Origin of the sequence: Pantoea stewartii subsp. stewartii, from assembly GCF_008801695.1 — a bacterium.
Lineage (GTDB): Bacteria > Pseudomonadota > Gammaproteobacteria > Enterobacterales > Enterobacteriaceae > Pantoea > Pantoea stewartii.
The window spans coordinates 35,593-47,061 of sequence record NZ_VZPF01000036.1; the positions used below are offsets into that span (position 1 = coordinate 35,593).

The 11,469-nt window shown below is 53.4% G+C and carries 10 protein-coding genes; 3 read left to right on the plus strand and 7 right to left on the minus strand.

From position 1 onward, the window contains the following. Nucleotides 1-295: 295 nt before the first annotated feature. Genes rdgC through F7Q90_RS12570 form a run of 5 tightly spaced genes read right to left on the minus strand, consistent with a single transcriptional unit; the run spans nucleotide 296 to nucleotide 2,633 of the window. Nucleotides 296-1,237 (minus strand): recombination-associated protein RdgC, encoded by a 942-nt coding sequence (gene rdgC / locus F7Q90_RS12550; protein WP_080577527.1) that lies wholly within the window; start codon nucleotides 1,235-1,237, stop codon nucleotides 296-298. Nucleotides 1,238-1,241: 4 nt separating this feature from the next. Beyond that, on the minus strand, nucleotides 1,242-1,460 hold the full coding sequence (locus F7Q90_RS12555; RefSeq protein ID WP_141119426.1) for a hypothetical protein: 219 nt from the start codon (nucleotides 1,458-1,460) through the stop codon (nucleotides 1,242-1,244). A 39-nt stretch (nucleotides 1,461-1,499) separates the two neighbouring features. After that, nucleotides 1,500-1,799, minus strand: coding sequence for a hypothetical protein (locus F7Q90_RS12560; protein WP_044243593.1), 300 nt, complete (start codon nucleotides 1,797-1,799; stop codon nucleotides 1,500-1,502). Then, nucleotides 1,738-2,415 (minus strand): bacteriophage antitermination protein Q, encoded by a 678-nt coding sequence (locus tag F7Q90_RS12565; protein ID WP_006122369.1) that lies wholly within the window; start codon nucleotides 2,413-2,415, stop codon nucleotides 1,738-1,740. Before F7Q90_RS12565 ends, F7Q90_RS12560 begins: the two co-directional genes overlap by 62 nt. Beyond that, nucleotides 2,415-2,633, minus strand: coding sequence for a Cro/CI family transcriptional regulator (locus F7Q90_RS12570; protein WP_006122368.1), 219 nt, complete (start codon nucleotides 2,631-2,633; stop codon nucleotides 2,415-2,417). The genes F7Q90_RS12565 and F7Q90_RS12570 overlap by 1 nt, the downstream gene beginning before the upstream one ends. 129 nt (nucleotides 2,634-2,762) lie before the next feature. Between F7Q90_RS12570 and F7Q90_RS12575 the strand changes: the two genes are divergently transcribed. Continuing rightward, complete coding sequence (locus F7Q90_RS12575; protein WP_006122367.1) at nucleotides 2,763-3,407, plus strand: helix-turn-helix domain-containing protein; 645 nt, start codon at nucleotides 2,763-2,765, stop codon at nucleotides 3,405-3,407. Nucleotides 3,408-3,685: 278 nt separating this feature from the next. Beyond that, the gene (locus tag F7Q90_RS12580; RefSeq protein WP_006122366.1) at nucleotides 3,686-7,684 is read left to right on the plus strand and encodes a plasmid replication protein, CyRepA1 family; all 3,999 of its coding nucleotides are present in this window, start codon (nucleotides 3,686-3,688) and stop codon (nucleotides 7,682-7,684) included. 169 nt (nucleotides 7,685-7,853) lie between these two features. On the opposite strand, the gene F7Q90_RS27630 is transcribed toward F7Q90_RS12580, so the two are convergent. Continuing rightward, the gene (locus tag F7Q90_RS27630) at nucleotides 7,854-7,982 is read right to left on the minus strand and encodes a hypothetical protein (protein WP_006122365.1); all 129 of its coding nucleotides are present in this window, start codon (nucleotides 7,980-7,982) and stop codon (nucleotides 7,854-7,856) included. A gap of 879 nt (nucleotides 7,983-8,861) precedes the next feature. Here F7Q90_RS27630 and F7Q90_RS12585 point away from each other — a divergent pair. Further along, the gene (locus F7Q90_RS12585) at nucleotides 8,862-9,242 is read left to right on the plus strand and encodes a HumD family translesion DNA polymerase (protein WP_044243583.1); all 381 of its coding nucleotides are present in this window, start codon (nucleotides 8,862-8,864) and stop codon (nucleotides 9,240-9,242) included. A 37-nt stretch (nucleotides 9,243-9,279) separates the two neighbouring features. Here the strand turns inward: F7Q90_RS12585 and F7Q90_RS12590 are convergent, their stop codons facing one another. Further along, entirely contained in the window at nucleotides 9,280-11,184 is a 1,905-nt protein-coding gene (locus F7Q90_RS12590) for a protelomerase family protein (protein ID WP_006122363.1), read from the minus strand. Between the last annotated feature and the right edge of the window lie 285 nt (nucleotides 11,185-11,469).

Below are 11,469 nucleotides of genomic sequence, written 5' to 3' on the forward strand. Positions count from 1 at the left end.
AACGCGAACTTAATTCAGATTATTTTAATGTTTTGTTATCGCGATTTGTGCGGCGCTGAAATATGCCAATACTGTGGGGAAAGATATTTACTTTTCCAGCATGAGCCGTTTAGTTAATTACGAGAGGGATAATTCCCGCATACCCTAGAAAGCTCCTAACTCTGGCGTCCTGACAGTAAGTAAAGAGTGTGCAAGGTCGGTCATGAATAGAGCGATTTCGCCTTATAACAATCTATAAGGCGGTTCAATATGAAATATGTATCGTTTGTTTACTGCATGTAATGCGCCGGGCGGGTTATTCAGCCCACTCTGTGCGCGTGGTGCCGGTTGAGCCGTGGAAGTAGACGCGGAGCGTGTCGAAAATCTCCCATGCGAACCCGCCGAGGATCAGCATTTCCGTGGCGTAGTGGTGCGCCTCGTCGCCTTCGTTGCTGGCTGCAGCGCCCGCGTAATCCAGCCCCTTTAGGTGTACGGGGCCGCTCTCCGGGACGTTGAGCGTAAACGTGGCCACAACCGTTGGATCGCCTTTCTCTACGGGCCTGACGAGCTGCATTTCCACGGCGCGAACCATCATATCGCTCAGCACTTTCCCGACGCCCTCGTCGCGCAGGTCCACACCGTCGAACGTCACGCGCTGGTCGCCGTCAGTGGCCTGCACCTTGCCGTTTGCGGGAATAATTAAATTATTTGGGAAGCCTTCGGCATATTTAAACCCCTTGCAGAGCTGGCGCGCCAGCAGGCGTGAGGCAAGGTCATAAATCAGCGGTGTGGTTTTCAGGCTGCCAATAGCGCTGCGCAGGTGTTTAAGCGCCTTCTGACACTGCCCGGCGGAGCTGCCACCGCACCAGATGCGCCCGACGTTTTCATCAAAAATCAGGTACACGATCGTTTCGCGTATCGGGGCGGTTTTCAGCACCTCACGCTCGGCCTGCTGCCACATCTCTTCTGTCAGTTCAGACGTGATTTCTCGGCCCTTGTCAGTTGCCTTTTGTAACCTTTGCTTGTGCAGTCTTGTTACGGCGTGTTTATTGGCTGTCCGTTTATTTTCAACGTATTTAAACAACCAGCGATTATCAGCGTGTATAAAGTGATCACTTTGCGTTAAAAGGCCAAAACCTTTAGAAATATGCAAAGTATCAGTTAATTCTCTGAATGCGTAATCAGATAAGCATTCCTGGATATTTTCAGGAATATTACTTGTCGTCATGAATGGAAAAATTGCTCGTAAATTTCTCATGATTTTATTTGTTACCCGGCCTGCGTGATTTATTTAAACTTTGCATTAATGGCGAGACGTAATTAGACAGATGTATATTGTTTTCTTTTATTTGATAGTCTGATTTTTTTCTCAATGGAATATGGTCAGCTCCACGCAGCTTTAATAAATATTCCTGCGTAAAGTCGTAGTCATATTGCGGAGCCGCATTGCGACCTATTCCCGCGCTAATGTCGTTAGTCATAATTATCTGCCTTTGCATCGGGACCGTGGTCCCAATCCGTTAAACCGTTTTAGCCAGGTGGAGCGGCTGGTTTTGCTGGCTATCGAACTTCTCGATCCACAGCTGCTCGGTATGCACATCGCCCGACTTGTTCATGCCGCACCATTCGGCGATCACGCTTTGCTTATTGCTCGACGGGTAGGTCTCAATCTTGCAGGACGGGCAAAACATGAAGACTTCGCCCGGCGTCTTTGCGCGACGCATGATGGGGCGCGAGGGTGCGCGCCTCAGTACCTGCTTACACAGACAGTCGGGTACGTCGCCGCCCGTCGCGTTCGGCTTTGTGTTGCCGTTCCACATGCGCAATTACCTCGTTATCCAGTTCTTCACACAGCGCCAGAAGCAGCGACCAGCGCGGCAAATAGTGGCCCTGCCAGTTATTTGGCTTTATTCCTAAAAGCTGGCTCAGGTGCGCGCCGGTATATTCCAGCTGCGGCCCCCTGACTTTCCCTACAGACACCTGGACGGCTAACAAAACCAATGAACGGAGCTTTTGCTGCATTTTTTCCGCCATTTTTCGTGTACGCGTTTCGCTTTCACGAACAAGGAACCGGTCCCATATGTCTTTACAAATGATCAATTGATGATCAAATTTAAGGTCCTCGCCGTAGCAGTATTTCGCCCAGGCTAAATGCAGATCGGGCAGCTTATTTACCGCCTGACGCCAGATGCCAGTTTTGAATGCAGCCTCTAAAATCAGTGGCTTATTCTGTTTATATTTCTTCCCTTCCCGATATCGCACTGGTTCGGCTTCGATTTTCACGACGCTTTCGCCAGACTCCACCTCGCGAGTGGGCCGGTCGGTGTAATCATCCCCGCCTGCCATATCACTCATGATCGCAATCTGTCCCTTCTGCCCTAATGGCAGGTCGCAAAGGGCAACGCGCAGCTGTTCCCGGACGTACTCTCCCAGCATTAGCGCTTTCCTCTTTTTCGCCGTCCGGATGGCGTCCCGGCGGCCTGTTCGCGTGAGTAGTCTGAAATCAACGCACCGGCGGTTTTCACTTCCAGTTCGTACTGCCGCGCAGGCGGCACTTCTTCGCCCCACTGATACACAGAGTGGCGGGAGAGATTCAGTGCTTTTGCAGCCCGCGCAATGCTGCCGTAGTGCGCGATTACGTCCGATGTTTTCATGCTCGCAATGTTAACCGTGCTTAACTTATCTTGTAAAGTCAGATTTACAAAAATGAGTGCTCAATTTTTCTGCATTTTTCTGGCTGCTATGTATAGCTGGCTTCACAAAGATCATTTATCATCATCCGCATGAATAGAGGACAGTGGCTAAAGGCGCGCCGTGAAGCGCTTAAGAACTCAGACAAAGGGACCGCCAGCGATTTTTCGCTGCGTGGGGTAGCTGAACGTGTCGGTGTTTCTGCCGCCGGGTTAAGCAATCTTGAACGCACCGACGCTATGCCAACGCTGGATCTGGCAATGAAGCTGGCGAATGATTATGGGAAATCAGTGGAATGGATTCTGACAGGGAAGGACACCGCAGCGGACAACGGTATCCCGATTGTTGGAAACGTAACGAACGGACCCAGCGCCGATTATCTGGAACACGGCCTGCGCTTTCCGGGCGAGTACCAGTACGTTGATCTGCCGACCAGTATTCGTCGCCGCTGCTATGCACTGCGCATAAACGAAGAGGCCAGCAGCCCGACATACCGCACCGGCGAATTTGCCATTTTTGACCCGAAGCTGCCGCATATTTTGGGCGAAGATCATTTGGTTAAATTTTCAAACGGTGATACGGTTGCGGAACTTCTACTGCTGATTAGCGAAAGAGACGGTCAGTACGTTTTTAACTCAGTTAGAGACGGACACCGCCGCATCGTTAAAGATTCAAAAGACGTGATCATGATGCTTCCTGTTTTAGCCGTTGCGAAGTCTTTCGCAGTTAGGAAGTAGGGATCTCGATCTTAAACAAAATTTGTAAAGCCAGCTTAACGCGGTTATCATTTTGCCGGTGATAACACAGCGCACGGCTGGCTATTAAAATGGCGGATTAGTGAGCGAAACGCGGATCTCCGGGCGAAAAAAAACCCGGTTTTGCCGACCGGGTTTTCTCTCTGATTCATAATGCCGGTCTTAAAGAACCTGCAAATGACGTACTTCGTAAGAGTTGTCATTGTAGCTAAGACCGGTGCCTGTGCGCAAGATTAATGCGTACTTTTACTGGTTAAAAAATGACATTAAAGGATTTCTACCAGTCGGAATTTGGCTCCGACCCCTACGCGCTTATGCGCGCAGGCGAACTTGAGCTGCAGGCTATCGCCGCGCAGGCCGGTATTAACTGGTCCGCCACGGCGTCGCTGGTCATTCTGCACCAGACAGGCGGTCCCGAAAGCCGCTTCTCAAAATACTCCCGCGCTAAAACCCAAGCCCTGAATAAATCAGATAAAGGCAAGGTCGATTTCTTCTCACGTCTGGAAGAAAAAGACGGCCTGTCCGTGCCATTTATCAACTTCGTGCGCAAAGGTCCTGGCGCTGGCCAGTGGAGCGGTTACAGCTTCCTCTGGCAGCTTTTCAACGACTATCGCGCCAGAATCGGGACCACGGTCCCGGACCCGGTAGCCGAAGAACGTCGCCTCGCTGAACGTCAGCAGAAGCTGGACAAGGCGAAGGAAGAACGCGACACGCTGCTCGCCGCCGCAGCCGAACAGCAGAAGCTGGAAGCCGTGCGCGTGATGGAAGCGTACAACGCGGTTAAGGCTGCTTTTGACGCCGCACCGCTGGAAGATGGTACGCATCCGTATGCCGTAACAAAGCAGATCGCCGACGTTTTTGCGCACTGCAATGTGCGCCGCGTAACCATGCGGGACCGTGGTCCCACTTCGCAACCCACTGAATTTATGGCGATCCCTCTGGCGCACCTGAACGGACCACTGGCCGGAAAGGTGGCAGGCTGGCAGCGTATCTTCGCCAACGGTAAGAAATTCCAGACCGAAGCGATTGAAGGCGTCAGCTTTTCCGGCGCGTGCCATATCATCGGCACACTGGTCGATGCCAAACGTATCGGCGTGGCGGAAGGCTTCGCATCAGCTGCGTCGGCATACCTTGCCGATCCGGAACGTTTCGACGCGGTGATCATGGCGGTTTCCGCTAACAACATGAAGCACATTGTCGACCAGCTTATCGGGCTGGAAAGCGCAGCAGAAATCGTCTGCCTGCTGGACAACGACCGCAAAGCACCCGGTGAAGGTAACACCGGCATGCGCACCGGCGTTGAAATCCTCCAGGCGTACCCGGATCACAATATCCGCTGCCAGTTCCCGACGTTTGATGGTCCGACCGGCAACGACTTTAACGATCTGTTTGTTCAGGCCGGAAAGAAAGAGACGGCGCGCCAGCTTAAAGCGACGGAAAACCGCCTCGCTATGCCGGGCAACCTGTTCGACTCCGCGCTGCTGAAACTGAGTTTTGCCGACACGCGCCAGCCTTCATTTGAAAAACTGGCGTTTGAGTGCGTCGATACCGGCATGCTGAGCTGCCCGGCAGTTATCCCATTCGAACACCTGAAAACCCTGATCCAGCGCGAACTGGCAAGCCTGAACGCGCCGGAACAAACCTGCATTAACGTCGCCAGCCGCCTTGACTGGAAGTACCGCGTCAAGAAACAGCAAGCGCAGTCGCCACGTTCATTCAGCCGCGACATTACGGACCCGGCAAAACGACCGGCACACGTCACTTATACGCGCCTGCAGGACACGAAAATTTCCAAAAAGATTCTGGCGATGGTTCAGAAGCGCGCCGTTACCGGCCCGGTCATCCTCCGCGCCCCAATGGGAAGCGGCAAGACAAAGGAAATGCTGCGCCCGCTGATGCAGGCCGCTTTCCGCGCGTTCGTCATGGCGAACCGCGTCGCGCTGATGAGTTCGATGCACGACGTCATGCAGCTGAGCGACGACAGCAGCAGCACCGCCGACGCCGGTATTTTCTACTATCGCGACGACCTGAACGGCATCCCGCCGGAAACCATCAACAAGCTGACGATCTGCATTAACTCCATCATCAAAGACAAGTGGCAGCCGCTGGTCCACAACCACGATTTCGTAGGGCTGGACGAAGCCACACAGTGCCTGCGCGCCATTCTGGTCGGCAAAGCGATGGAACGACAGGTTGCCGTGTTCAACCACTTGGTGGACGCGTTCGCGCGTACAGACGGTACCGCCCTGATGGCAGACGCCGACGCCAACGATTCGCTGATCACTTTCCTTGAGCTGGTCATGAAGCGCCGACAGGCGCTCGGCATTCCTGGCTGGTCGCACATTCACGTTATCGACCTCTCTACGGACGACCTGTTTGTGCCGGACGACGGTAGCGCACCGCACAAGCGCCGCGTAGTTCACACGGACCGCGACCGCCTGTTTCTGGAAATCACGCGCGCCGTGAAAGCTGATGAAAAGGTTCTGGTGGCCACCGACTCTAAGGCGTTCGGCAGCGGAATTTATGAGCACCTGCGCGAAACGTTCCCGGACAAAAAATTCCTTTACGTCAGCCAGGACACTAAGCAGCTGCCGGACGTGGAAGCGTTCACCGATAAACCAAATAATCAGGCGGTTCACTATGACGGCCTGATTTACAGCCCGGCGATTTCGTCCGGCGTTTCAATTGAGGTTAAGCACTTCACCCGCCACTTTGGCCTGTTCTGCGGTCAGATTGTGCCGTCCGATGCGATCCAGATGCTGCGACGCGACCGCAAGGCGCACACCTTCATGCTGGGCATTGAGCAACAGCCGGGCCGAAAGGAAACCAGCGTTGACGAACGCCGGGGCGCGTATGCCGACGCCACTATTTACACCGATAACGTGCTGGGTAACGTGTCGGACGTTCAGTTCGACAAAAGCACTGGGCGCGTATCGTTCGGCCTTGATGACTCTGATTTCGCCGACATGCAGATCCACCTGGCTGCGCAGGAAGCTGCCTCGCGTAATGACTTCCGCAACAACCTGCTGCTGATTCTGGAGGCCGACGGCTATCTGGTTGAGCGCCTAGCCAGCGACGAAAGCGCCAGCGAAGCCGGGAAGGCGATGCGCTGCGAAGCCCGCGACCGCGTGTGGGAGCAAACGGTCCTGATCCACATGGAAGCGGAAACGCCAACAGAGGAAGAACGCGACGCGCTGCTCGAGGTGGAATATCTCGACGTGGTACAGCAGGCACAGCTTGCACGCTATGAAATCGAAAACGAGCTGATGCTGCCGGTGACGCCAATGTCCCTGGAATTTCTTCTCGATGGCGGGCGCAAGAAACTCAGCCTGCTGGAGCTGATGCGCATGGACGAAGCTTCTGCAGCGGCGATTGACCTGCACCAGAAGCTGAAAAACTTCAGCTACAGTTTCCGCCGCGCCGGGCGCGTCCAGTACGTCAACGTGCTGGCGCACACGCGCGCCGAAGCCGACGAAAAATTCCAGCGCCTGCAGCCGCTGGTTATCAGTCCGAAAGTGCGTTGGCAACGTCTGGTGGAAGTGCCGAACCGTATCAACGCGCTATACCATCGCAACGCGCTGCGACTGTACTTTGAAAAGTGCGGCATCAACATCGAAACGGGCGAAGGGTACGCCACCAGAGACGCACAGAAGGACGCTCTGCAGGCAGTGGTGGAAATGGTAAGCGTACGCTCGTTTAACACGACGCTGCGGTTTGGTGGCTATCTGGGGCGCAATGGTGCCAACAAACGCCCTGACGTCGTTTTTAAGGACATTTGCGGCGCTCTTGGGTGGAATGTTGAGAACGATCGCTTAGGCGCGCGTGGGGCGCGTGTGATGCTCGTGGAGGCGGATTCCTTCGACTTCATGGAAAGCCTGCACACGGCCCGCGTTAAGGCCGGTAAATCGTTCTACAGCCTCAAGACCGAAGCCGAAGAAATGCCCGAAGATGATGATCCAGATCGTTTGTTAGTGTTTAGAGATAACGAAAGATCTGGATCACACGATTGTGACCCAATCACCGCCAGTGAGCACTTGCCAGAACGGGGCGCGGCGGGCGCGGTAGAACGTGCGCTGGCCAACACGCCGGTACCGTTCGCCTGGGTATGCAGCGAGCTGAGCATGGCGGAAATGGCAGAACTGGCATCCATGCCAGCCAGCCTGACGCGCTCAACGCTTGCGGGCATGTATCTGGCTGAACGCATTGGCAGCCTGACGCCAGCCGAACACGCGGCGCTTAAGCGCCTCACGGCGAGCTGACAGAGGGGCAAAACCGGCGTGAATGGCTGATCCAGATCGTTTGTTAGTGTTTAGAGATAACGAAACATCTGGATCACGTCAAAGCACGCGAACCGGCGCGCGCTGCAGCTGGGAAATTTTGCGGGGTATAAGATCACAAAAGCCGGGACTAGCCCGGCGATTGTTGGGTTTACTTGCTGTCTTTAACTACTGTCACCGAGAAGAAGTGATCCGCATGAACGTTAATTGCAGGCGTATCGCTTCCAAAAGATTTCAGTACCGCCAACAGGACTAGAAACACGAAGGTTTTTTTATCCATTTTTCAGCCTTAATTTCTTAAGACTGCGAAGCTCGTTTGCAGCAGGCAGGGAACTCACTTACGACAAGAAATGACAACTTCCGGTCTCGCAGCAGGGTTGATAAATGTGCTCTGACTTAACAGTGCCCACCTTCAGCGATCCCCATCGCCCCCACAGAACACGGTCTTTACAAATTTGATGTTTAGTCGGCGTCGCAAACGGCTGACTAAGAAACTGTGATGCGCGCGGCTATCATTTGTTTCACAAGGCAGTCGCGGCTTGTCTAAGCGCAGAAACGTTACGTTAGGGCGCTAAAACATGCCTGCGATGATCGTTACCTGAATCACGCTACGCCAGTAGCAAAATTCGATTCCCACCGATTTTTAAAACACCAGATCTCAGACCCCTGCATACGGACCAGTACAACAGCGTCATGCGCCGCAGTATACGATGCCGTTCGGCAACATAGAAACATTTTTAATCCTTAATCAAGGCGCGGGAATAGCACGTAATGCCTATAAAATAAGCAGCCATACTTGACGGTCCCGTCAATGTAGCCGACAATAGTCCCTGACAACTTCCGGTCTCGTAGCATCCGACCGTTGCGTGTAATGCCCCCACATTCACGCACATCTAAGCCGCCTCCCCAGGCGGTTTTTTTGTGCCTGTATGATTCACTATAATGAGTAAAACAGTCAGTTCTCTCTTACTGGCATATAATTTTTTTCTTCCATCCTAACGAAGCATTCTCCGCCGCATAATTTCGCAATTATCACGCAGTGATATTTTTTCCCGCGTCTTTTCAATTGCCTGAACGCCGATCCCAACTTCGGGCCTTCCTTTATTTTTATCGTGATTTATACTGTATAAAAATACAGTAATAAACCGAGGATAAAATTATGGGATTCCCATCACCCGCTCAAGATTTTGTAGAAGACCGCCCGTCTTTAGACATGCTCTGTAATACCAATGCGGCTTCGGTTTATTTATTTAAAACCGAAACGGAATCAGCGCTGGCCGGAATTAAAAAGGGGGCTTTGCTGGTATGCAATAGTGCGAACAAACCGCTGGACGGCAGCATAATTGCCGCGAACATCGGCGGTCAGTTTAAGCTGGTACGTTACCGCACGGTGCCGCGCCTTCACCTGGAAGAACTGAACAATCCCGACCGCAAAATTTCACTCACTGCAGAAGAGGTTGGCGATAGTGACGAGGGGATTTTGTTCGGGGTAATCACGCACATCGTTAACGATGCGCGCGTGAAGCTGGAAGGGGTGTAAAAAAAATCGGGACCGTGGTCCCGATTGCTTGTCTAGATCAGGCGTGGTGCGTTTCCCATGCTTTCTGCATCGCTTCCCGCAGGTTTTCCGCCGCACCGGTCCACGCATAGCGCTGGCCGTCAAACTCATAGCGGATCACCCATTCGCCCTCGGCGTTATGCTTTGGCGCATCGAAACGCGGTCGGGCTGGCGGGGCTTTATCCTCGCGTGCCGGCCTTTTTTCTTCGGCAGCGGTTTGCTCGGTTTCGGGGGCTTCATCGCTGTCAATTTCGTCATCTTCCAGCGATGCATCATCAGCCTCGCCGTCGTCTTCGTCGTCGTCCAGCTCGTCGGCGTACTGCGCATTATCCAGCACCAGCGGTTCGGTTTCGGTCACCAGCCGGTACTGCCCATTTTCACCAACAACCTGCTGCAGCGCAGGTGCGACGAACTCCAGATAGCGGCCCACCAGCGTCGGGTTAAATTTCAGCTTGCGCAGTGTGTTAACCGTGATCAACTCGTCCGGCTTTTCCTCAATGATTTTTTTCAGTTCTTCATGCATTCGCACCGCCGCGTCACCGCGCGCGAATCCGGGCATCTGGTCATCGAGATCCTGTAGCGCCTGCAGGCGAGAGTTTTCGTTTCCGCCTTCCGGCGTCCACGTCCGGGAGAAGTTATGCAGCTTGAACTGCTTATAGTGCAGCTGGGTGTTTTCGTCATCGTGGCCCAAAATTTCCGAAAAGAAGACGTCTTCATCTTTATCGGCCCAGCGTGCGTCATGCCTGAACCACGTCTCGTAGGCGATACGCGCATAAATGGCGCGGCTGTCTTTGTATACGCGGCGGTCGTCGTTAAAAAACTGCTTCACCCACGGGTTAAACGCTTTGGCCAGAATGGCGTTGATGCGCCCGTTCTCAGAGCGGGAATCGTTCTCACCGTAGCCTTTGATCACCTGTTCAAAATCCGCCGCCGCCGCGCAGCTGCGCAGCGCTTCCAGCCGGTTAATGAATAGCTCGGCATCGCACAGGGTGTAAATGGTACGCGGCGCGCCGTCGTCGGTGCGCTTTTTCGCCTGGCCTACGAACGCCACCTCATTCGGCCCGACGACCTCAAATTCACCCCGAAACATAATCTCGATCATACGCCGTCCGGAGACCGCCGCCAGCGCAAAAGCCAGTGGCGCCATATGCACGCGTCGGCTCATCCCTTCGTCGACCGGCGCATCAATGATTTCGGTAATGCGCTGCATATAAACCGGGTAGTCAATCAGGACCGTGTTGCGCTTTTTCTCGCTCAGCACTTCGCCCCATTTTTGCTGGATAGAACTGCGCTCGGCGGCGCTCAGTTGCAGGCTGTAAAGCACGTCGTGGTTGATGCGAAGGCCGCCCATTTCTTCCAGCAGCTGCATGCCCTGCTGGAACATTTTGTGCAGATTGTCGCGCGCTGCGCGCCAGTCCTCGCTAGCCGCCATCACCAGTGCGATGTTCCATTCAGGGTATTTTTTCCCCATCGAGCGAAGCTTGCGGTCACCGGCTTTCGTGCCGTATTTCACGCCGCTCAGTTCTTCTGCCAGCGGCATGATTGATTTCAGACGCGCCATTAGCGCCTTATGGCGCTGGCGGATTTCTGCCGCGGGAAGTGCCAGCCATTCGCGCAGCTCGTCGCCGTATAGTGGGTACCGGTCAGCCAGGCGGGCGACGTTCTTCTCAAAATGATGATGTAGCCGTTCATCGAAACGCTTACGCGCTCGCGTCATATAGGCGTTATAGGTGTTAGCCGTGATGCGCTTTGCCAGCCCTTTTCCACGGTATTTGCGCTTATCAGTAAACAGCGCGTTTTTATAGCGGGACGCCGCTGCCTTGTAGCGCTTTGTCTTCTCACCTTGCGGCATTTCCGAAGCGTCGATTTCGTCGATTTCGCCGACGAGCTGGTTAATCAGCTCGCCCACCATAACCTTAGCCATGTGGCCCTCCATGAATGAAACGTCGTTTAAATTATCGTAACACAATTTCAGAACATATCAATTACTGTTTAATAATCGTGCTAATCATTATTGAAACACAAAACAGGAATTTAACAGAACACAATAACGGAATCAATCTAATTCTGTTCCATGCTTACGTTTCGAATATTGAAACACAATATGCCATTATACGCGAGTATAATGGCATATTGTGTTTCAATATTCGAAACGTAAGCATGGAACAGAATTAGATTGATTCCGTTATTGTGTTCTGTTAAATTCCTG

What these genes read in the sequence shown, in the direction of transcription:
- F7Q90_RS12575 (WP_006122367.1), top strand. Translation starts at nt 2,763, where the DNA reads ATGAATAGAGGACAGTGGCTAAAGGCGCGCCGTGAAGCGCTTAAGAAC.
- rdgC (WP_080577527.1), bottom strand. Translation starts at nt 1,237, where the DNA reads ATGAGAAATTTACGAGCAATTTTTCCATTCATGACGACAAGTAATATT.
- F7Q90_RS12585 (WP_044243583.1), top strand. Translation starts at nt 8,862, where the DNA reads ATGGGATTCCCATCACCCGCTCAAGATTTTGTAGAAGACCGCCCGTCT.
- F7Q90_RS12560 (WP_044243593.1), bottom strand. Translation starts at nt 1,799, where the DNA reads ATGTGGAACGGCAACACAAAGCCGAACGCGACGGGCGGCGACGTACCC.
- F7Q90_RS12590 (WP_006122363.1), bottom strand. Translation starts at nt 11,184, where the DNA reads ATGGCTAAGGTTATGGTGGGCGAGCTGATTAACCAGCTCGTCGGCGAA.
- F7Q90_RS12555 (WP_141119426.1), bottom strand. Translation starts at nt 1,460, where the DNA reads ATGACTAACGACATTAGCGCGGGAATAGGTCGCAATGCGGCTCCGCAA.
- F7Q90_RS12570 (WP_006122368.1), bottom strand. Translation starts at nt 2,633, where the DNA reads ATGAAAACATCGGACGTAATCGCGCACTACGGCAGCATTGCGCGGGCT.
- F7Q90_RS12580 (WP_006122366.1), top strand. Translation starts at nt 3,686, where the DNA reads ATGACATTAAAGGATTTCTACCAGTCGGAATTTGGCTCCGACCCCTAC.
- F7Q90_RS27630 (WP_006122365.1), bottom strand. Translation starts at nt 7,982, where the DNA reads ATGGATAAAAAAACCTTCGTGTTTCTAGTCCTGTTGGCGGTACTGAAA.
- F7Q90_RS12565 (WP_006122369.1), bottom strand. Translation starts at nt 2,415, where the DNA reads ATGCTGGGAGAGTACGTCCGGGAACAGCTGCGCGTTGCCCTTTGCGAC.